Origin of the sequence: Sphingobacterium sp. Mn56C (assembly GCF_049319645.1) — a bacterium.
In the GTDB taxonomy this organism is placed as follows: domain Bacteria; phylum Bacteroidota; class Bacteroidia; order Sphingobacteriales; family Sphingobacteriaceae; genus Sphingobacterium.
In genome coordinates this window covers 210088-231651 of sequence record NZ_JBMOUC010000003.1, presented here as the reverse complement: position 1 = coordinate 231651, position 21564 = coordinate 210088, and the positions used below count along the sequence as shown (strand labels likewise).

Sequence of the window (21564 nt, the reverse complement as noted above, 5' to 3'; positions counted from 1 at the left end):
TGCCTTGTATTTTGACAAACTTCATGAATAGTATTTTACGTTGCCTTTTTTGTATTGTTTTCCTTTCGACTGTGGCCTTTAGTGCTCATGCCCAGATTGAAGAAGAGTTTAGTAGTGCTTTGGATTCGGCCAGAGCGAAGGAGGATAATAAGGTTGATTCTGTAGTTTTTACGGCCCGGTATGTGCGTTATACGACTTTAGCTATGCTGAAATCGGCTACACATACCCGTATGCTGGATACTACGCATCGCAATTTCCAATATTATAACAAGCAGAATTTACCGTGGAACCCTAGTGTTAACTTGGGTTCGTATGGTTTAGCAACGCGTGATTTATTATATACGCCGGATAAAAGTATTGGTTTTCAAACGGGCTTCCATGCCTTAGAAAGGTACCTTATCCTTTCAGATTCGGTCCAATATTACCGTGCTCGTGCCCGGTACTCGGAATTGTATGCGGTAGGGTTTTTCTTTAATGATCAGGTATTTCGGGCTAAAATGGCCCAAAATATTAATCCACAATGGAATATTGGTGCGGAGTATCATGCTTCTAATACGGATGGGTATTACCTCAATCAAAAATACTCGGATCGTAAAGGGGCGGTTTTTTCCTGGTATGAATCCAAGAATAAACGCTATAATATGTTGGTAAACGCTACGTTCAATAAGCTGGATGCCAGTGAAAATGGTTCCGTACTTAACGATACCATTTTTAGAAATGATGGCGGCACATCTGCTTTAGGGCAACCTGTTCGTTTACGCGGGCAGCAGGCGAACCGACCGTATACCAAGTGGAACGATAATGGTTTGTTTCTGCGTCAATCATTTTTTATTGGGCGCTTGGATACTGTGAATGCCGGTACACCGGAGATGGAAATTCACCCGACAAATGCTTTTGCCCATAATTCTTCCATTCGTTCCCGGAAGTATATCTTTTATAAGAATGAAGCCGATTTAAATGGTGCTTTTCCCCAGGGTAGTGCGGTGCTTGTGCACGATACAACGCGCGTCACGAATATCTCCAACGAATTTACGTATACATTTTTCCTGCGTAATAAGTCCTTGCTTAAAAATGAAGCGAAATTAAATGTAGGGTTTCAGAATGATTTAATATGGTTTAAAGATAGGATGCTCGATGAGTTCTTTCAGAATAGTATGGCGAAGGGGGATTTAAGTTATAAATTCAGCGATAAGATCAATCTGCAGGTTTTAGGAAATCAGATTATTTTAGGGCGTAATTTCGGTGATTTCCTGTATGAAGCCAATGCGGATATCTTATTTGGAGAAAAAGTGGGTAAGTTAACGCTTGGGGCATATACTCAAAATAAATCGCCTGAGTCGGTGTTCGATAGGTTGAATGTTACCTACCACCAGTGGTCGCATAGTTTTGATAAAACAAAAACGCAGAATTTATCTTTCGGCTATAGCAATGCGAAGCTAGGTTTTTCCGGTAAAGCCGAATATTTTTTAATCAATAATCACCTGTACTTTAAAGCAGTGGATAATCCCGATGGTCGGGATGATTTGTATCGGGTTATTGAACCGGCACAATACAATAATTTGAATCTTTTAAAAGTTACCGTTACCCAAAACTTTAAATTTGGTAAAATAGGCTTTGATAATAGGCTGGTATACCAAAAATCGGATGCCATGGCTATTTTGGCTACACCAGAGCTTTATACCTGGCATAGCATCCATTATGGCGATATTTGGTATAAGGTGTTGGATTTCCGTATCGGTATGGATGTGCGCTTTAATACGCCGTTTAATAACCCGTCGTATGCCATTAACGCTGGTCAGTTTTATAACGATAATGCACGCCTAGAGTTCTCGACCTATCCTATTGTTGACTTTTGGATAACGGCGAATATAAATCGGGTAAATCTTTTCTTAAGTAATAACTTTACGAATCAATATGCGTACCCAAAAGGTTATTATTCGGTGAGAAGATATCCGATGAATCCGGCAAACTTTAGATTTGGTGTTTCTTGGAAGTTTTACGACTAAAATTATCTGCTTGTTTTTTAGTGTTTTGCATATTTAGGTCAAAAAAAAGTTTAGCAAATGTTTTGAAACATCAAAATTAGACCTATATTTGCACACGCAATCAGGGAAACGGTTGCTGAAAACGTTCTTAAAAAGAAAACAAAAAAATGGAGAATTAGCTCAGCTGGTTCAGAGCATCTGCCTTACAAGCAGAGGGTCACTGGTTCGAATCCAGTATTCTCCACCACAGTTCTCGGAGGATTAGCTCAGCTGGTTCAGAGCACCTGCCTTACAAGCAGGGGGTCACTGGTTCGAACCCAGTATCCTCCACATTTTTAAATACGTAAAAGGTTGTCTACAAAAGACAGCCTTTTTTTTTGTGCTTAAATTTTTTGTAAGTGCGCTATCCTTTGCTGTAGTCCTTCTTTCTCTCCTTTGGCTTTGGTCTTTTCCACATTTGTTTGGGTAATTTCTGGTTTTCGCCTTTTCGGCCCTGCTGTGCGCTGCTATACTTATAGCTGGAGGTGTTGCTGCTATGGTTTGTTATGGTTCTTCCAGGTTGTTGCTGTGTCTTTTTTACTTGTGTCTATTTCTACCTATGTGGGTATATTGTTGATAACCCTGTGTTTCCTTGTAATTTTCTTTTGTGGCTTTTTCTGCTTTTGTTGAAATAGGTTTTTTTTAATGCGATTTTCTTTATTTTAACGGAATTCTGGCCTGTATTTGTGGCTGTATGGTTCGAAAATTCAAGGTTATCCCCATAAATATGCGGTTGTCAACATTTTGTGGATGTTGTGCTGTGTATATGATCTGTGGTCTTATTCTTTGTTTAAAAGTCTGCTTTTGTTATTAACAGACTGTTAGTTTATATGTTAATTGCTTATAATCAATGTTTTGCGTAAGGTTGTTCTTGTTGATAACCAAGGAAAAGATCTTTGTTTACCTGCGGTATTTTTATGTAATTTTAATTACGTTGACAAATGTCAATAAGTGTTGGAATGTGGGGCTGTTTTTCACTTTTTTTACACAGAAAAATGTGGAAAACCCAAGGTGCTTCGGTGGAAAATGTTCGATTTTTAGCCTTTTAGGGCACTATATAAAGAAATGCTGTTAATAAACTCTTTTTTTCCACATTTTGTGTAAATAATTTTTTTATATCATAATAAAATAGTTTATTTGCAACGTTGTTAATCAACAAGGAAACACTTTCGCTCAAACCTGTGTTCTCCGCAAAACACTAAGGAGGCTTAGCTCAGCTGGTTCAGAGCATCTGCCTTACAAGCAGAGGGTCACTGGTTCGAATCCAGTAGCCTCCACGCTTAAAACCTTAACGGAGCTGTCCATATATGGGCAGCTCCATTTGTTTTTATATACTTCCTTTCTTTATGTTTTCTTTTCTTTAGGTCGGTTTTCTCACTTACTGGTATAGGAGCTGGCTCGTACCTCTATACCGCTATACCGTAATATTGTATTTCAACTGTTGTTGTGCTAAGGCTGCTGGGTCTGCTGGGTCTGGTGGTGCTGGTGGTGCTGGGCTTGTTTGGAAGGAAGGGGAAGGGCATAAGGGCATAAAGGAGTAAGGGCCGTTATTCTGTAGCTACTAATTTGGCATCGATTTTAGGTTGCGTTTATGTTTTATAGTATGGCGCAATACGAATTTAAGCGATAGTCAAAATTGATAATTTCTTAATATTTTGCATATAGAAAGTTAACCGACTGATTAGTAACTTGTATCATCAATTATGAAAAGAGAACTAGACTTGGTTGTACTATCGGATTTGCATTTGGGAACCTACGGATGTAGAGCCAAAGAAATCTTGCACTACTTGTATTCCATTAAACCGGCAAAGCTGATTTTAAATGGTGATATCATTGATATATGGCAGTTTAAAAAGAGTTATTTCCCCGACCAACACTTGCGGGTTATAAAATATCTTTTTGATATGGCGTATCAGGGTACGGAGATTATTTATATCACCGGAAATCACGATGAGATGCTTCGAAAGTTTACGGATATTAGTTTTGGTAATATCAAATTGGTAGATAAGTTGATTATGCAGCTGGGCGATAAAAAAGCCTGGGTTTTTCATGGTGATGTTTTCGACGCCTCGGTACAGCATTCCAAGTGGCTGGCCAAACTTGGCGGCTGGGGCTACGATATGCTTATTCGCTTAAACAATGTTATTAACTGGTACCTTGTGAGGATGGGGCGCGAGAAATACTCCCTCTCCAAGCGTATTAAAAATTCGGTTAAAAAGGCCGTGAAGTTTGTCGGCGATTTTGAACATACAGCCTCTGAATTGGCCATAGATAGTCACTATGACTATGTGGTGTGCGGCCATATCCATCACCCGCAAATCAGGGAGGTAACGAATAAAAAGGGTAAGTGTATGTATATGAATTCCGGAGATTGGATTGAAAATCTTTCGGCTTTAGAATATCATAACAAGGAATGGTCCTTGTTTTTGTATGAGGAACAAAAGGAAAAGCTGGGGAAATACCCGCTACAGGAAATGCCCTTATCGTATTCTTTAGAGAGTATTCTCGAAAGAATACGGGTGGGGCGATAGTTTGCTGATTTTAGAAACGGGCAATCTCGTCGATTTGCTCGCTCACAAATTTATGCGTTAGCTCCTCCGTGATGCAGCCTTGGTCATCGAGCTCATTTTGTATCGTTGGCAAATGGATTTTTAGTGGTAATACATGCATCCTTAAGTAATTACATACACCCGTAAAATGATCTACACCACGAATATTGCCGTATTTTCCGGATGAAATACCTATCAATGCTGCTTTTTTATGGTAAAAGGAGGCTGGAAAAGCACAGGCATCTATAAATACCTTCAAAACTCCGGGATAACTACCGTTATATTCAGGTATAATAAATACAAATTTTTGTGCGGCTGATACCATTTCCTGTATAGGTGCGAAATTGCTGGATCGCTTGCCATAAAGGTCCGAAAATAGGAGGTCTTGGGGTAGGTCTGTCAGCGATAATAATTGCCACGGTTCTCCTTTTTTCTGGAGCTCTTCTTGATAATACTGTGCAACTTTTAACGAGTTGCTACCCAGCCTGTTTGTGCCCGATATAATTAAATTCATGAATGATTTTATAAGTTATAAGAATCAACAGACGACTTTGTTAAAACCTAAATCTATTTTTTGTATCTTAGCGACCTGAGCAATAGACTCAGGAAGTTCTCAAAATTAATAATTTTAACATCATTTAAGCATTTTCTATCTGTTGGAAATGTAAATTTGGTTGGAGAACAATACTTTGTAAAAACAAATTGTAAAAGGTTCAGTATCTCATGGGAAAAATAATTGCAATCGCAAATCAAAAAGGTGGTGTAGGGAAAACAACGACTTCCATAAATCTGGCGGCAAGTTTGGCGGTGTTGGAGTACAAAACGTTGCTTGTCGACGCTGATCCGCAAGCAAATTCTACCTCTGGAATTGGCTTTGATCCTAGAAATATAAAAGCAAGTGTCTACGAGTGTTTGGTGAATGATTTATCCCCGCGTGAGGCTATTCAAGCTACGGATACGCCGAACCTTGATCTTTTACCAGCGCATATTGACCTTGTAGGTGCCGAAATTGAGATGATAAATCTCAATGAACGTGAGTATAAAATGAAAAAAATGCTCGATGAGGTCAAAGATGAATATGATTTTGTAATTATCGATTGCTCTCCTTCTTTAGGCCTTATCACGATTAATGCATTGACGGCATCGGATTCGGTTATTATTCCAGTTCAATGTGAGTACTTTGCGTTGGAAGGCTTAGGGAAATTGTTGAATACAATTAAAATTGTGCAGAATAGGTTAAATACAAATTTAGAAATCGAAGGTATTCTCTTGACCATGTATGATGTGCGTCTGCGCTTGTCAAATCAGGTGGTTGATGAGGTGCGTACGCACTTTACCAACTTGGTGTTTGATACCATAATCCAAAGAAATACCCGCTTAAGTGAAGCGCCTAGTTTTGGTATTTCTGTTATTATGCACGATGCATCGTGTAAAGGGGCGATAAATTACCTCAATTTGGCGCGCGAGATATTACAGAAAAATGGTTTGGTACAGGAAAAGAATAAAGAACAATCAATTGCATAAAAATGGCAGCACTACAACGTAAAACGGGATTAGGGAAAGGCTTAGGGGCTCTGTTACAGGATGACCTTCAAGTGTCGCCGAGTAATGCACCTAAAGAACACGCCGAACAGGGGGTGCCTTCTGCAGGGAGCATTAATTTTATAAAAATAGAACAAATTGCGGTGAACCCCTTTCAACCGCGTACAGACTTTGATGAAACCGCCTTACTGGAGCTTTCCGAGTCTATACAATTGCAGGGGTTAATTCAGCCGATTACGGTTCGTCAGGTCGGTAAAAATCAATATCAGTTAATCTCTGGGGAACGTCGTTTAAGGGCTTCCAAATTGGCCGGTATAGACGATATTCCGGCATATGTGCGTACCGCAAACGACCAACAGATGTTGGAAATGGCACTGATTGAAAATATACAGCGTGAAAATCTTAATGCTATCGAGGTGGCGTTGAGTTTTCAGCGTATGATTGAAGAGTGTAACCTGAAGCAGGAGGAACTGGGCGATAGGGTTTCTAAAAACCGATCTACCGTAACAAACTACCTGCGTTTGTTAAAGCTGCCGCCAGTTATCCAAGCGGGTATACGTGATGGCAAGATTTCTATGGGCCATGCGCGTGCTTTGGTTAATGTTGGTGAGGTCGACAAACAGTTGTTTGTTTTCCATGAGATTATAGAAAAAGGGCTTTCGGTGCGTATGACCGAAATCCTGGTCCGCAATATTCAGGAACAGGCGAAACCGAAGAAAAATCAAAACGTAGGTAAACAGTTGGATTTTCAGTATCAGAAAATTGAAGACGACTTGGCTTCGAGGTTTTCTACGCGGGTGAAGTTAAACCTGAAAAATAGCCGCGGAAAAGGGGCTATTGAGATCCCTTTCGAATCTGAAGACGATCTGAGCCGAATTTTAGAATTACTGGATTGGTAAACGTAAATATGTCTAAATATTTAATTGTTGCGGTCCTTGTATTTGCTGCTTTGCGGTTAGCTGCACAGACCACCGACTCAACGAAGCTTACACTGGAAACAGGTAAAGTACGTGTTGACTCGATCAGCGCTAAGCAGGATACCGTACATAAGGAAACAAGGGCAGAGCGAAAACTACGTGAAAAGGCGGAGAAAGAACGCGAAAAATATTATTATAAAAATATCCTGAAGGACTCGACGCGTTTGGCCATTGAACATGTTTCGCATGTTGCCTGGCGTCGTTCGATGTTTGCACCAGGTTGGGGCCAAATTACCAATGGCGGTAAGTATCTGTGGATAAAACTTCCGGTGATATACGGTGGTTTTATTACGGCTTATTTTGTCTTTGATTATTGGAACTGGTATTACCAAAAGTTTTTGAAGGAGGCGCAGTTTAGAACGGATAACCCGAACGACCGCTCCGATCCGGATTTAATAAATTATGAGTTACCTGGTATTATACGTGCTAAGGATAGTTACCGTAGGTATCGTGATATGACCATTTTAGTAACTGCATTATGGTGGACAGGTAATGTGATTGAAGCCTATACCGATTCGATGCTGCGTAATCGTTATAATATCAGTGATAAGTTAAGCTTTAAAGTAAACCCAACATTTTTACCGAATGTCAATGCTAATTTGGCCTATCAACCGAATTTAAAAAATGCTTTGGCACCCGGGGTAAAACTTACTTTTAATTTTTAACGTATAATAAAACATTACTTTTTTTTTTGAAACAACCTTTATACCCGAACTATATGAAAATTATTCTTTTAGGATATGGCAAGATGGGACAGCTTATCGAAAAGTTTGCCCTAAAAAGAGGACATGAAGTCGTACTTGTTGTGGACGCTAATAACAGGGAATCTATTACAGTAGCCGATTTACAGGCTGCTGATGTGGCAATCGATTTTAGTACGCCTGATGCAGCCCTGAGTAATATTAGCTTGTGCTTTGAAGCGAACTTACCTATTGTTGTGGGTACAACTGGCTGGTACGAGCATTTACAGGAGGTTAAAGAAACATGCCTGGAGGCTAATCAGGCTTTATTGTACGGTTCTAACTTTAGTATTGGTGTCAATATTTTTTTCCATATCAACCGTTTATTAGCGAAGGCTGTAGATCCGTATAAGCAGTACGATGCGCAGGTAGAAGAAATTCATCATATCCATAAATTAGACGCCCCGAGTGGCACGGCAATTACGATCGCTGAAGGAATTATTGCGAACAACAGCAGCAAAGATGTTTGGGTAAATCAGCTGGTAGGCGAAGGGGAGGAGATAATAAATAAACCGAATGAGCTTTTGATTGAGAGCTTGCGTATTGAGGAGGTGCCGGGAACGCATACTGTTGTTTATAGCTCGGAGGTGGACCAAATCGAATTTAAGCATACCGCTCATAATCGTGAAGGTTTTGCTTTGGGCGCTGTGGTGGCAGCGGAATGGCTCTTTGGGAAAAAGGGTTTTTATCAGGTTACAGAGATTTTTGATTTTAATAAATAGCGCATGTGGTATCTTATTTTTGCGGTATTAACTGCAGTATCTTTATATGGTTTATGGCTGCTGTTTAAAAAAGCCGGCAAACAGGGTTGGGAAGCGATAGTTCCCGTTTATCGGGAGTATGTGTTAGCCCAATTGGTGGGAAGCCCTACCTGGTGGATTGTTTGGCTTTTTGTCCCTATAGTGAATGTTTTTATCTTCTACGGTTTTTACCTTGATTTTATAAAGTCTTTTGGTAAACGTCGTTTTTGGGAAAATGCTGCCGCAGTATTAGTTCCTTTTATTGTTTTGCCTTTATGGGGTAGAGATGCACATGTAAAGTACCTTGGGCAGACCAATACAGAGGCGTTTAAGAAGAAGTATCCGTATAAAAAAACGGTAGCTCGGGAGTGGGCTGATGCCATTATTTTTGCGACTATTGCGGCATCGCTTATCCGTGGTTTTCTGATTGAGGCTTATATGATTCCTTCGGGATCTATGGAGCGCACTTTACTGGTGGGCGACTTTTTATTTGTGAGTAAACTTAACTATGGCCCGCGTATTCCAAATACTCCGATAGCCTTTCCTTTTGCACATCATACCATGCCCATAACGGGTGGAAAAGCGTATTCGGAATGGATAGAGTTGCCATACAAACGTTTACCAGGGTTTCAACAAATCAAACGTAATGATGTTGTGGTATTTAATTACCCCGTAGAGGCAGATGCGCCGTTCAACCGTCCGGTGGATAAACGCGAGAATTATATTAAACGTGCTGTCGCTATTCCGGGGGATGTCGTTGAAATGCATCAGGGTATCTTAATGGTAAATGGTAAACCTGGTTTTGGCTCCAACGATGTACAGTCGGCGTATTATGTGTATACGGATGAACGGGGCTTGGATTTAAATATCTTAAAAGATAAGCGCTTTGAGTATAATCTGGTGCAAGATCAAAATGGAAATGTTGCTGCTTATTTGTTGTTAGTTACAAAAGATGAAATTGAAGAGGTAAAACGTTGGTCGAATGTAAAACAAGTGGTACCGTATGCAAACGAATCGCCGGCATTTCCAAAAGACAGTCAATACAACTGGGATTTCCATAATTTCGGACCGATAACCATCCCTAAAAAAGGGGATACCGTTCCGTTGAATGCGTTGACATTGCCTTTATATCATCGCTTGATTACGGTTTACGAGGGGCATAAATTGGAAAATCGTGCCGATGGTATTTATATTGATGACGCAAAAGCCGATAGCTACAAAATTCAGATGGATTATTATTGGATGATGGGCGACAACCGCGATAACTCCCTAGACTCCAGAGATTTTGGTTTTGTGCCGGAAGATCATGTTGTGGGTAAGGCTTTGTTTACCTGGTTAAGTTACGATACCGATGGTACGTTCTTATCTAAAATTCGCTGGAATAGAATATTTAAAGGGATAAACTAAAAGCGTATTCTTTTACTTAAAGGGCCATTTCAAAAAGAAATGGCCCTTTTGCTTTATGTTATTATCTTAATAAAGCTTTTTGTATATTTGAGTATCAGCCTATATTATTGTTGTGAGAAGATACCTATTATACCATTTACCCCTTTATATTACACTTTTTTTTGTCTTTTGGGGCGCAGTTGCCTATGCGCAGTATGGCTTGGAATTTACCAGCCATGAAAATGAAATTGATAAGCGGACGAGCTTGGCAATTGGAATGGAGCAACCTATATGTACCAACGGTAGGGTAGAGCTTAAATTTGACCTCCAGTTTAAACCCTTTCAGCAGGATTATTTTGGCTATGTTTTTCGTCTAATTTTGGATGATAAATTGAATATCGATCTGATTTATGATCGTCGAAAAGGTTTCGGTAAACATTTTAAATTGGTAATAGGGGATAGATTTACAGATATAGCATTTGATATCGACCCACAACAGCTGTTTTATAAGTGGAATGCTATTCGGCTGGTTTTAGATACCAAAAATGGTTTACTTACCCTACAGCAACAAAATCAAACGTATAAGCAGCAATTGGACTTTAAGGGCTTAAACTGCCTGAAGCTGTTTTTTGGACTTAATAACTTTAAGGTCTTCCAGTCTTCGGATGTGCCTCCTATGCGGATTAAGGATATTGTTATCCAGGAGGATGACCGGTTAATACGGCATTGGCCGCTGGATGAAACGTCGGGAACCGTAGGATTGGATAAAAAGAATGGCGGTAAAGCCGTATTAACCAATCCGGTGTGGATAAAAAGATTACGGCAGGAATGGCGTTTACAAAATGAGCTAAAGCTCTCTGGGCAGGCAAGTGTGGCTTTCGATGCCGAGAATGAAGCGCTATACGTTGTGGGGCAGGATTCTTTGGTGCAGACTTTTGTGGGTGCGCATTACAGCAGGTCGTGGGCATACTATGGCGAATCTTTACATCTGGTGAATGGCAGTCAGTCGATTTTTGATCCATTGCTGGGCAAGGTGCATAATATATCGATCGATCAACGTATTGTCTCCACCTTTGATACGCTTACTCGAAAATGGACAGAAAATTTCCGCTATCCTGCGGATGGTACTAATTTCTTACACTTTAACAAATTTTATGCTAAGCAGGACTCTTCCATTTATATGATTGGGGGGTATGGCCATTTTGCTTACAAAAATGGGGTCCACCGGTACCATATCCCAAGTCAAACCTGGGATAGTATCCCATTTTCGGGTGATAAGCTGTTTCCACATTATTTAGGCGCCTTGGGCGTCGCTTCTGATGGCGTGTATCTGCTTGGCGGTTATGGCAGCGCCACTGGCGACCAGATGCTTAATCCTCGGATGTCTAGTGATTTAATACGTATGGATGTGGGGCTTCATACTTTTGAGCGTCTTTTTGAAATGAACCTTCCCTCGCAGGAGTCGGTATGGGCTAACTCTTTGGTGGTAGACAGTGACCATAACATGTTGTATGGATTAGTATTCCCAAGAAATAAGTTCAAATCGCATTTACAACTTAATGCTATTCCAATAAAAGGCAAGGGCTTGCACCCTTTAGGCAACTTAATTCCTTTTGATTTTCATGATATTCGTTCTTTTGCTGATTTATATTATGCACCCGCATCGAAGTGTTACCTGGCCGTTACTTTATTCTACGATAGTCATATAAACGAAACCCGGGTTCGTATTTATACCCTTTTAGCGCCTGGTTTACCTTATGATACGGGGAGTATTGTTGCAGCCGTTGCTGGAAATGGTTGGTATTGGGCTCTGGGAACAACGATTCTTCTTATTATTGCAGGTTTACTTTATATTTTTCGCTATCGGAAGGTGGTTGCCGCTTCTGTGCCTGTGGAGGCGAAGCTGTCGGGAACTGAGCTGCAGGATAATACGCTGGAGCAGCCTGCAACAGCTATACCCTATACGGCAACGACCAATACCAGCATCAGTACTAGCACTAGCACTGCTACAAGTTCAAGTTCTACTACGGTTATGGAGCAGACCGTAATATTAAAAGCGGATCGTTCACCGCTGGATGCTGCGGCAATATTTTTATTTCGTGGTGATATTCAGGTTTATGATCAAAAAGGTAAGGATATTACCAATAGCTTTTCGCCTTTACTGAAGGAGATGCTGACCATGTTTGTTGTTTTTACCATTTACCGCGGTCGCGGCATTAGCTCGGAAAAGCTAACGGAGTTATTTTGGGCCGATAAGTCTACGTCTAGTGCACGGAATAATAGATCCGTAAATATTGCCAAAATAAATGCTTTATTAGAAAGGTTAGGCAATGTAAAGATCGCTAAAAAAAGTGGGTATTGGTGCCTGGAGAATGACGAGCAGGTTTATATTGATTTCTTTGCCTTTAATCGTATTTACTTGAACCGTAAAGATGTAGAACCTGATTATGCCGAACGCTTATTGAAGATTCTCGATAAGGGTGGCTTTATGTTTGAAACAGATTACGAATGGCTCGATAGTGTTAAAGATGAGGTTTCAATTCAGGTTATTTCTTTATTATCGGAGATGATGTCCACCTTATCACTAAAACACCATGCTGAAGCTATTGTCGATATTGCAAACCGAATATTTCATTTTGACCCTGTAAATGAGGAGGCCATGATTTTTAAATGTAAAGCCTTAGCACAGCTGGGTTACCACAGTTTAGCCTTACAATGTTACGATAATTTTTGTCAGATCTATACGCAGATGTATGGCGAGCGTTATCAAAAATCATATCGTGATATTTTAGTGTAAAAAAATAATTAAAATTAATCTCCTGTAAATCAGTTAATTAAAAATTAATCGCATGGTATTAATATTTTGTTAATGCTTTGTTATGCCTTGGATTTTAATCTTGTTCTAATAATCAATTATAAAATAAACTACTATGAGAAAACAGTATGACTATCCCTTGCTGTTTGATACCTAATTCACCTTAGTGTGGCATAGTTTAGAAAAACTTTGTCCGTATCAAATAAAACTAACCTATCGGTGCTTAGGCCGATTTTAAGATTGATAACCAATTATCATTATGTAAATTATGCGATTCAACAAAATTGAGTCTTGCACATCCCTATGGTGCAGGAAAGTAAAAAAACTATCTTGGCAGTGGGCCGTAGTACCCATGTTGCTGCTATCTCCGATGGCAATTTTTGGTCAGCAACGCAGTGTGCAGGGCGTCGTGCGCAGTGTAGGGGAGAATACTCCTATTCCGGGGGCATCTGTGAAGGTGCTCAAAACGGGCTTAACGACCACCACAGATAACAGGGGTAATTTCTCCCTCCAGGTTTCCCCTGGCGACAGGCTTATTATTAGTTATGTAGGTTTTGTAAAACAGGAGGTTGTGGTCGGCGAAAATGGTAGCATTGATATCCAGCTGATCTCGGATAATACAACCTTGGAGGATGTTATTGTGGTTGGTTATGGTACGCAGAAACGGATGAATTTGACCGGTGCGGTATCTTCGGTAACCAATAAGGAGATTACAGTAACAAAAAATGAAAATGTGATCAACATGTTAACGGGTAAATTACCCGGTGTACGTATTACGCAGCAGTCGGGACAACCGGGGGCCTTCGAGTCGAATATTGATATCCGTGGTATGGGCGAACCGTTGATTGTGGTGGATGGTATTCCGCGCGACAAGGATTATTTTTCGCGTATGGACGCCTCGGAAATTGAGAGTGTGTCGGTGTTAAAGGATGCTTCGGCAGCGGTTTATGGGGTGCGCTCTGCAAATGGGGTGCTATTGGTGACTACACGCCGCGGTACGGCAGAACAGGGCTTTGAAATTGGCTATTCTTATAACCAGGGTTTTCAACAGTTTTTGTATGTGCCCAATACCGTGGGTGCCGCAGATTTCAGAAGGTTACGTAACGAACAGATTTGGCGCAACTTTAACAACAACTACCCGAATAAACTTCCGGCGATCTGGAGTGATGCCAGTATCGAGGAGTACTTAAATGGCACCAAACAGTCTTCCAATTATTTAGATGCATCATTTGATAAAACTTCTCCGCAGAAACAACATAACTTAAACGTTAATGGGGGTAACGATAAGGTAAATTACTTCTTTAATTTGGGCTATATGGATCAAATGGGGGCTTATAAAAGCAAAAGTTTGAACTATAACCGTTATAATTTCCGCTCTAATGTGGATATCAAGATCACGGATCGCTTAAAGGCTTCCTTGGATTTAGGTGGGTATGCGGATGAAACAAATCAACCGCGTACTGATATCTGGGCCGTGTATAAACAGGCCTGGCGCCAGCGCCCGGATATTCCGATTTATGTGAACGACAATCCGTTGTATCCGAATTTTAATATGATTGATAACGAAAACCCGGTTGTGGTGACCGATTCAAAACAGACGGGGTATCGGAAATTTTTGCGTAAACAGTTTAACGGTATACTATCCTTGGATTATAAAATCCCTTATATTGATGGGTTAAGTGCCAAGGCTACGTATAATTACGATTTTAAATATAACGACAATACGGATTATAGAAAATCTTATTTTCTGTATAGCTATACGCCTGCCGTATTGGGGCCTAACGGGGAGGTCGTAACCCCGGAAAAATATAATGCCCATGAGAAGAATGCGCCTTCAACCATCCGGCGCTCGGCTTATCCGGATTCGCATACGTTAATGCAATTCTCTTTAAATTATTCTAAAAGTTTTGCTAGTAAGCATAATGTTTCTGGTTTATTATTGTTCGTTGAAGAGTATAATAAATGGGATAGCTTTTATGCGCAGCGGGAGATTAAGGTGAATTCGGAATATTTGTTTGCCGGAGAAACTAAAAACCAACTGGGTAATATGGAGGGTATTGGTGAAAGATCGGCCCGCGCTTTGGTTGGTAAGGCAAACTATGACTACGAAGGTAAATATCTTGCCGAGTTTAGTTTCCGCTACGACGGCTCCTCGAAGTTTCCTAAAAATAAAAGATGGGGCTTCTTCCCGGCGGCATCTGTAGGCTGGCGTATTAGTGAGGAGAAATTTATTAAAGATAATTTCAAGTTTGTTAACAACTTAAAAATTCGCGGTTCTTATGGTAAACTGGGCGACGATCGGGCGGCAGGAAACTACCCTGCAATATTTGTCGGCTATGAATTGGATCAAAATAATTTGAGCTGGATGTTTGATCGGGATATTATTGGTGGCGCTTTTCCTACTGCAATTCCGAATCCTAACCTTACTTGGTATACCTCTAGAACGGCCAACTTTGGGGTAGATGTGGATCTATGGAATGGTAAATTTGGCTTAACGGCGGATTATTTTAATCGTAACCGTGAGGATTTATTAGCGACACGACTGGATCTGATTCCAGGCACGGTAGGTGCTGTATTACCACAGGAAAACTTACAAAGCGACCGAACTTATGGTTATGAGATTTCCTTAAGCCATAGAAATAAAATTAATGATGTCAATTATTTTATTACAGGCCAGATTTCGGCTACCAAAAATCAATTTAAAAATTGGGTAGAATCGCGCGCAGGTAATTCTTACGATCATTGGCGCAACAGAGTAGCAAACCGGAATAAGGATATTTGGTGGGGTAAGGAGTATGATGGTCAGTTTACGAGCTATGAGCAAATTTATAAACACCCGACACAGGTGGGTAGCGGTACGTTGCCGGGTGATTACTACTACAAAGATTGGAATGGCGACGGTTTTATTAATGGTGCCGATGATCATCCGATTGCGACCTATAATATGCCGGTGTTTGGCTATGGCTTAAATATTGGTGGTTCTTGGAAAGGGGTAGACTTGGCCATGAATTTCCAAGGTGCCGCTGGCGTGTATGTGCAGTATAGTGAGGTGTTGGCAGCACCGTTGCAGTTTGAGGGGGGGGCTTTGACCCAGTTTTTGGATAGATGGAGACCGAAGGATCCGAATGCGGATTTGTTTAATCCGGGAACAGAATGGATTTCAGGTTATTATCCTTCCACAGGGTCAACCATGGCGGAAGGAACGAAGGCTGTACAGAATGCTGCGTACTTACGTCTGAAAACCTTGGAGATCGGGTATTCTTTCCCTAAAAATTGGCTGCAATCGATAAAAGTTAAAAATTTAAGAATTTATGCCAGTGCCTATAACTTGTTTACTTGGACAGGATTAAAACATAGCGATCCTGAGCATCCGGGGTCTGCGGGTGGTTCGTCATCTGGTGAAATTGATGTGTACAAGTACCCAATTAATAAAACCTATAACATAGGGGCATCTATTAAATTCTAATCTTATTTATGTTATGAAGACTACATTTATAAAAATATTAGCACTTTTCTTCGTGCTTGCTTTAGGCTCGTGTAGAAAATTGGACTTGGAACCGCTGGGTATGCTGGATGAGAAGGCGCTTTTTGGAAATGAAGAGGGGGCACGTAAGTATGTGGCTGGTTTGTATAGCCACTTGCCCATAGAGGATTTTGTTTACCACCCGGAACGTGGGTTTCGCTGGGATAACTATTGGCAGAATTCGGAAACCTTTGCTTCTATGTCGGGCGAAATGACGGGACAGTTTTGGGGTGTTGCCGGTGCGCAGGGCTTTGGTTACTGGCCGTACGACAAAATTCGGAATGTGAATACTTATATCGCGGGATTACCAAACCATAAAGATAATTATACCGAGGATGCCTACAACAACACGATTGGTGAGGCGCATTTTCTACGTGCATTTTTTTATTTCGCTCTGGTAAAACGTTATGGCGGTGTGCCTATAATAAAAGAAGTACAGGACCCGCGTGCCGAGAAAGAGACTTTATTGGTGCCTCGGGATAAGGAAGTGGATGTATATAAATTTATTTATGATGATCTGCAGTTTGCTATAGAAAATATGCAAAAAATCAGTGAGCGTGGCCGTGCCAATAAATATGTTGCTGCAGCACTTTTATCTAGGGTGATGTTGTATGCTGGCTCGGTGGCGAAGTATGGCTTCTACAGTAATTTGGCAGGGGATGCATCGGTAAAGGGTTTTGTCGGAATTCCGAAAGAGGAGGCTGAATGGTTCTACCAGAAGGCTTACGATGCGGCAACCGTGGTGCTGGATGGGCCTTATACGCTTTACAATAAAAATCCGGACGATAAGGTGTTGAATTATGTAAACCTTTTCTTGGACGCAGAAAGTACGGAGGATATTTTTATTAAACAATATGATATCACAGGTCCGCATAATAGCCGCTTAAAACATAGTTATGATGCGACGCATTTGCCTAATCCTACTTTCTCTAGCGACAATGAATCGGCGGCTTATCCGGTGTTAAATGTTGTAGAACTTTTTGGTGAGCTGCCGATTACGGCAGCGGATGGAAAACCTATTCGCTATGCTAGCCGTAAAGATTTGTACGCCAATTTGGAGCCGCGCTTACAGGCTACCGTTTATTTCTCTGGTATGGAGTTGCGTGATGGCGCGGAGAAGCGGGAGTTTGATATGCAAAGGGGCTTATATGTTTCCTTTCCTGGCCTCGCGAGTGATGCGCAGATGGGGGCGGGTGGCGCGCCGGTGAATAGCGAGTCTAACCGTATTCTTGCCGGACCTAAAAATGCCGAGCATACGTATAATGGTACTAAATTCTTAATTACAGGTGAGCATGGTATGTGGAAAGATGGCCATGCCAATAATACGCGTTCTGGGTTTTATGTGCGTAAGTATATAAACTATAAGATGTCTAGCAAGGAGGTGAAGTTGTATAATAGCACCCAGCCGTGGAAGGTAATTCGTTTAGCGGAGGTGTTATTAAATAAAGCGGAAGCAGCGTATGAGCTTGGTTTATTAAAAAATAACGAGACCTTGAAAACGGAGGCCTTTACGTATATCGCAAGAATCCGCGAGCGCGCAGGAGCAAAACCGTATGTGTATAATAGCGGTCCTGTGGTGGGTAATAAATATGGGTACCCAATTGATGGCAACCTGCAGTTTATTCGCGAGGAGCGCGAGCGGGAGCTGTGTTTTGAAAACCACCACTGGTGGGATATGCGCCGCTGGAGAATTGCGGATGTGGAGTTAAATAATTTTGTGCCCAACTCGTTAATGCCGTATCTGGTGTTGGATGAGGTGAAGTATAAACCTAATGGTGAACGCATTGGTTCGTATATTTTTATCCGCGAAAGGGAGCCTTGGAACAAGAGTTTTACCTTCGAAAAGAAATGGTACTATGAGCCGCTTCCAGGTGGAGAGTTAAATAAAAATCCGCTATTGTATCCGCAGAATCCAATTTATTAATCCTTTGATTTGAATGAACATGAAAAAGTTATTTTTATTGTGTGCTATCGTGCCCAGCTTGTGGATGAGCTCTTGTATGAAAACCGATAATTACGATGGGCCGAATGCTGCTTTATCGGGTACCGTATATGACGAAACAACGAAAGAGCCTTTTTTAACCGGGCCTGGGGAGTTCTCTATACGACTCTTGGAAACGAGTTGGAGCGATAACCCTGCTCCGCAGGATCTTCCCGTAAAACAGGAGGGTTCTTATCAGAATACGAAGTTGTTTCAGGCTACCTACACGCTGCAGCCGTATGCTGGCGCATTTTGGCCTGCCGCAAAAGTGGAGGACTTTAAACTTGGCGATAAAGGGACGCAGGATTTTAATGTGGTACCTTATTTAAAGATTAAAAATGTGAAATGGACCTTATCCGCCGATAATAAATTAAGCATGTCTTGTACCTTGGAAGCGCCTGTAGTGGCAGGCTTACCGCAGGTTATTGAGGTTAGACCATTTTTAAGTTTAACGCCTTACGTGGGCGCCGGTAGTAGAATAGATGCATATTTTAAAGACGAATACCGCGCGCTAATCAACAAAAATTGGTCTGAAATCGGTGATGTCAATACCGGTATCGGAAATGAAACCTACCATATCGATGGGCTACAGCTAAAATCTGGATATACCTATTATGTACGGATGGGGGCCAAGGTGCGCGATACCTTTGAGAAATTTAACTACTCGGCTATTGAAACGATTAAAGTGCCGTAAGTGTAATAAAAAAACTTAACCACAGAAGTGGCGCTGTTTTTAGCCACTTCTGTATTCTTTCCTTTTTTATTTAATCCGAAGACTAATGAAAATTACGCTAAAAAAGAAATCTATTATGTTTGCGCTGGGCTGCGCATTAGCGCTAGGTGTTGGTGTGCATACTGCTGCTGCACAACAAACCGTGGTACCCGCAAAAAAGCAGGCCGAAAATCCTTTTATCCGCCATATGTATACCGCCGACCCTTCGGCTCGGGTATGGGCAGACGGGCGCTTGTATGTATATGCTTCGCATGATATTGCTCCGCCAAGGGGCTGTGACCTTATGGATCAGTACCATGTCTTTTCTACGGCTGATATGATTACCTGGAAAGATCATGGCGAAATTTTACGTGCCAGTGATGTGCCTTGGGGCCGCCCCGAAGGTGGTTTTATGTGGGCACCAGATTGTGTTTATAAAAATGGAACGTATTATTTCTACTTCCCGCATCCCAGTGGTACGGAATGGAATAAAACTTGGAAAATAGGTATTGCTACGAGTAAACATCCAGCGAAGGATTTTAAAGTACAGGGCTACTTGCAGGGGGCGGATGCTTTAATCGATCCGCATATCTTTATCGACGACGATGGTAAGGCGTATTTCTACCAAGGGGGTGGGGGCGTCTGTATGGCTGGCTTGTTAAAAGATAATATGCTGGAAGTGGATGGTGCTTTGCAGGAAATGAAGGGGCTGGAGGATTTCCATGAGGCGGCCTGGGTACATAAATATAATGGAAAATATTATTTATCGTACTCCGATAATCACGACGACAATTGGAACGATGGTGTAAAGGGTGACAACCGGATGCGCTATGCCATTAGTGATAGCCCCTTAGGGCCCTGGAAATCCATGGGTATTTATATGGAGCCAACGAATAGTTATACCAACCATGGCTCTATTGTTAAGTTTAAAGGGCAGTGGTATGCTTTTTACCATAACAGCGAGTTGTCGCAAAAGAACGGTGAGTTTAATGATTGGTTAAGGTCTATCGCTGTCGATAAGCTTTATTATAATGCGGATGGTAGCATACAGATGGTGAAACCAACTGGTCTTATATCGAAACCTCAGTAGGTTTTTGGGTTGCCTTACCGCCGTTATTGGAGACTAATATTTTGGTTTATAATAAATTAGTTAGTGTGTTAAGCGGGAGCACTGCCTCACAGTTGTTCCCGTTTTTAATTATTCTTAATACCATTCAAAATTATGATGTATAAAAACCTGCTTATAAAATTATGCCTGGCGCCCTTGTTGTTGGGCTATATGGCTTGCTCGAAGGGTGGAAATACGGATGTGGGCGAAAAAAAAGAGGAAAATCCTCCGGTTAAGGAGTCGCCTATTGGCGATGTTGTCGGACAGATAACGACGGGGTATCAAGGCTGGTTTTCTTGTAATGGCGATAAATCGCCGATGGGAAAACATTGGTGGCATTGGACGCATACCTGGGAGGCAACACCGAACTTGGAAAACCTGACCATTAAATCTTGGCCCGATAACCGGGAGTATGATCATGTATATCCTACACAGCTGCCGGATTTGGGTAATGGGCAGAAGGCTACGCTTTTTTCCTCGTACGATGAGCAGACGGTGGATGTGCATTTCCGCTGGATGAAGGAGTATGGCATTCATACGGCAGCGCTGCAGCGCTTTAACCCGAATGGTGTGGAAGGCCCTATTCGGGATGCGATAACTGAAACGGTTAAAAAACAGGCCGAAAAACATGGGGTTAAGTTTTATATTATGTATGATGTTTCGGGATGGGATAATATGCAGCCTGAAATTAAAAAAGACTGGACCGACAAGATGCGTAAATATACGGCATCACCGCAATATGCGATGCAGAATGGGAAGCCCGTTGTGGGGATCTGGGGCTTTGGCTTTAACGATGACAATCATCCGTGGCCGGCAGATAAATGTAAAGAGGTTATCGATTGGTTTAAGGATCAAGGCTGCTATGTGATGGGGGGCGTGCCCACGAATTGGCGCTTAGCGCCTGCCGGGCAGGATGCACGACCGGGGTTCCTCCATGTGTATAAGGCCTTTGATATGTTGTCGCCCTGGATGGTGGGCCGAATTGGTCAGATTACGGATATTGATAGGCATACGAATGATGTTATTGTTCCGGATCTAAAATTTTGTAAGGAAAATGGTATCGACTACCAGCCTTGTGTTTTGCCGGGAGATTTGCAGGAAAGACAGCGCCAACATGGGGAGTTTATGTGGCGACAGTTTCATAATTATATCAAAGCGGAGGTTCGTAGTCTTTATATTTCTATGTACGATGAATATAACGAAGGGAACCAGATTGCTAAAACGGCAGAAACGGCTTCTGATGTGCCTCAGGGGTCCAATATCTTGGCATTGGATGAAGATGGCGTCGCTTGTTCTGCGGATTATTATTTACGTATAACCCAGGATGCAGGCCGTATGCTACGCAAGGAAATTCCGATAAGCATGAAGAAACCTACTCTGCCAAAGGTGGATTAATTTAATACCTACATTATGGGGTATCGGGATATTTTATTGGCTAGTATTATACGCTGTAGATAAGTTAATTTT

General features: G+C 41.5%; 14 protein-coding genes and 3 tRNA genes. 16 read left to right on the top strand and 1 reads right to left on the bottom strand.

The window, feature by feature from the left end; translation table 11 throughout:
- Nucleotides 1-23: 23 nt before the first annotated feature.
- The 5 genes from ACL9RF_RS10580 to ACL9RF_RS10560 all read left to right on the top strand — a co-directional run bounded on the left by ACL9RF_RS10580 (nucleotide 24) and on the right by ACL9RF_RS10560 (nucleotide 4555).
- Nucleotides 24-2006, top strand: a complete 1983-nt coding sequence (locus ACL9RF_RS10580) for a putative porin (protein ID WP_422800594.1) — start codon at nucleotides 24-26, stop codon at nucleotides 2004-2006.
- A gap of 148 nt (nucleotides 2007-2154) precedes the next feature.
- Nucleotides 2155-2232, top strand: a tRNA-Val gene (locus ACL9RF_RS10575).
- 8 nt (nucleotides 2233-2240) lie between these two features.
- A tRNA-Val gene (locus ACL9RF_RS10570) sits at nucleotides 2241-2315 on the top strand.
- A 911-nt stretch (nucleotides 2316-3226) separates the two neighbouring features.
- Nucleotides 3227-3301: transfer RNA gene (locus ACL9RF_RS10565), tRNA-Val, on the top strand.
- Between the two features lie 426 nt (nucleotides 3302-3727).
- Complete coding sequence (locus tag ACL9RF_RS10560) at nucleotides 3728-4555, top strand: UDP-2,3-diacylglucosamine diphosphatase (protein ID WP_422800593.1); 828 nt, start codon at nucleotides 3728-3730, stop codon at nucleotides 4553-4555.
- A gap of 10 nt (nucleotides 4556-4565) precedes the next feature.
- On the opposite strand, the gene ACL9RF_RS10555 is transcribed toward ACL9RF_RS10560, so the two are convergent.
- Nucleotides 4566-5087 carry an NADPH-dependent FMN reductase gene (locus ACL9RF_RS10555; protein ID WP_422800592.1) on the bottom strand — a complete coding sequence of 174 codons (522 nt, stop codon included), beginning with the start codon at nucleotides 5085-5087 and terminating at the stop codon, nucleotides 4566-4568.
- A 209-nt stretch (nucleotides 5088-5296) separates the two neighbouring features.
- Here ACL9RF_RS10555 and ACL9RF_RS10550 point away from each other — a divergent pair, with 209 nt between their 5' ends.
- The 11 genes from ACL9RF_RS10550 to ACL9RF_RS10500 all read left to right on the top strand — a co-directional run bounded on the left by ACL9RF_RS10550 (nucleotide 5297) and on the right by ACL9RF_RS10500 (nucleotide 21492).
- Nucleotides 5297-6097 (top strand): ParA family protein, encoded by an 801-nt coding sequence (locus ACL9RF_RS10550; protein WP_422800591.1) that lies wholly within the window; start codon nucleotides 5297-5299, stop codon nucleotides 6095-6097.
- A 2-nt stretch (nucleotides 6098-6099) separates the two neighbouring features.
- A complete protein-coding gene (locus tag ACL9RF_RS10545; protein ID WP_422800590.1) occupies nucleotides 6100-7014 on the top strand; it encodes a ParB/RepB/Spo0J family partition protein in 915 nt (304 codons plus the stop codon).
- 8 nt (nucleotides 7015-7022) lie between these two features.
- Nucleotides 7023-7757, top strand: coding sequence for a DUF5683 domain-containing protein (locus ACL9RF_RS10540; protein ID WP_422800589.1), 735 nt, complete (start codon nucleotides 7023-7025; stop codon nucleotides 7755-7757).
- Nucleotides 7758-7810: 53 nt separating this feature from the next.
- Nucleotides 7811-8554: a 4-hydroxy-tetrahydrodipicolinate reductase gene (gene dapB, locus ACL9RF_RS10535; RefSeq protein WP_422800588.1), complete on the top strand. Its 744-nt coding sequence runs from the start codon at nucleotides 7811-7813 to the stop codon at nucleotides 8552-8554.
- 3 nt (nucleotides 8555-8557) lie between these two features.
- On the top strand, nucleotides 8558-9979 hold the full coding sequence (gene lepB / locus ACL9RF_RS10530) for a signal peptidase I (protein WP_422800587.1): 1422 nt from the start codon (nucleotides 8558-8560) through the stop codon (nucleotides 9977-9979).
- A gap of 112 nt (nucleotides 9980-10091) precedes the next feature.
- The gene (locus ACL9RF_RS10525; protein WP_422800586.1) at nucleotides 10092-12755 is read left to right on the top strand and encodes a hypothetical protein; all 2664 of its coding nucleotides are present in this window, start codon (nucleotides 10092-10094) and stop codon (nucleotides 12753-12755) included.
- Nucleotides 12756-13041: 286 nt separating this feature from the next.
- The gene (locus ACL9RF_RS10520) at nucleotides 13042-16239 is read left to right on the top strand and encodes a SusC/RagA family TonB-linked outer membrane protein (protein ID WP_422800585.1); all 3198 of its coding nucleotides are present in this window, start codon (nucleotides 13042-13044) and stop codon (nucleotides 16237-16239) included.
- A gap of 13 nt (nucleotides 16240-16252) precedes the next feature.
- Nucleotides 16253-18220 carry a RagB/SusD family nutrient uptake outer membrane protein gene (locus ACL9RF_RS10515; protein WP_422800584.1) on the top strand — a complete coding sequence of 656 codons (1968 nt, stop codon included), beginning with the start codon at nucleotides 16253-16255 and terminating at the stop codon, nucleotides 18218-18220.
- 19 nt (nucleotides 18221-18239) lie between these two features.
- The gene (locus ACL9RF_RS10510; RefSeq protein ID WP_422800583.1) at nucleotides 18240-18971 is read left to right on the top strand and encodes a DUF3823 domain-containing protein; all 732 of its coding nucleotides are present in this window, start codon (nucleotides 18240-18242) and stop codon (nucleotides 18969-18971) included.
- Between the two features lie 85 nt (nucleotides 18972-19056).
- Nucleotides 19057-20079 (top strand): family 43 glycosylhydrolase, encoded by a 1023-nt coding sequence (locus tag ACL9RF_RS10505; RefSeq protein WP_422800582.1) that lies wholly within the window; start codon nucleotides 19057-19059, stop codon nucleotides 20077-20079.
- Between the two features lie 132 nt (nucleotides 20080-20211).
- On the top strand, nucleotides 20212-21492 hold the full coding sequence (locus ACL9RF_RS10500) for a glycoside hydrolase family 71/99-like protein (protein ID WP_422800581.1): 1281 nt from the start codon (nucleotides 20212-20214) through the stop codon (nucleotides 21490-21492).
- Nucleotides 21493-21564 lie beyond the last annotated feature (72 nt).

Coding starts and splice junctions, on each gene's coding strand:
- ACL9RF_RS10580 (WP_422800594.1), top strand. CDS start 24: ATGAATAGTATTTTACGTTGCCTTTTTTGTATTGTTTTCCTTTCGACT.
- ACL9RF_RS10560 (WP_422800593.1), top strand. CDS start 3,728: ATGAAAAGAGAACTAGACTTGGTTGTACTATCGGATTTGCATTTGGGA.
- ACL9RF_RS10555 (WP_422800592.1), bottom strand. CDS start 5,087: ATGAATTTAATTATATCGGGCACAAACAGGCTGGGTAGCAACTCGTTA.
- ACL9RF_RS10550 (WP_422800591.1), top strand. CDS start 5,297: ATGGGAAAAATAATTGCAATCGCAAATCAAAAAGGTGGTGTAGGGAAA.
- ACL9RF_RS10545 (WP_422800590.1), top strand. CDS start 6,100: ATGGCAGCACTACAACGTAAAACGGGATTAGGGAAAGGCTTAGGGGCT.
- ACL9RF_RS10540 (WP_422800589.1), top strand. CDS start 7,023: ATGTCTAAATATTTAATTGTTGCGGTCCTTGTATTTGCTGCTTTGCGG.
- dapB (WP_422800588.1), top strand. CDS start 7,811: ATGAAAATTATTCTTTTAGGATATGGCAAGATGGGACAGCTTATCGAA.
- lepB (WP_422800587.1), top strand. CDS start 8,558: ATGTGGTATCTTATTTTTGCGGTATTAACTGCAGTATCTTTATATGGT.
- ACL9RF_RS10520 (WP_422800585.1), top strand. CDS start 13,042: ATGCGATTCAACAAAATTGAGTCTTGCACATCCCTATGGTGCAGGAAA.
- ACL9RF_RS10515 (WP_422800584.1), top strand. CDS start 16,253: ATGAAGACTACATTTATAAAAATATTAGCACTTTTCTTCGTGCTTGCT.
- ACL9RF_RS10510 (WP_422800583.1), top strand. CDS start 18,240: ATGAAAAAGTTATTTTTATTGTGTGCTATCGTGCCCAGCTTGTGGATG.
- ACL9RF_RS10505 (WP_422800582.1), top strand. CDS start 19,057: ATGAAAATTACGCTAAAAAAGAAATCTATTATGTTTGCGCTGGGCTGC.
- ACL9RF_RS10500 (WP_422800581.1), top strand. CDS start 20,212: ATGATGTATAAAAACCTGCTTATAAAATTATGCCTGGCGCCCTTGTTG.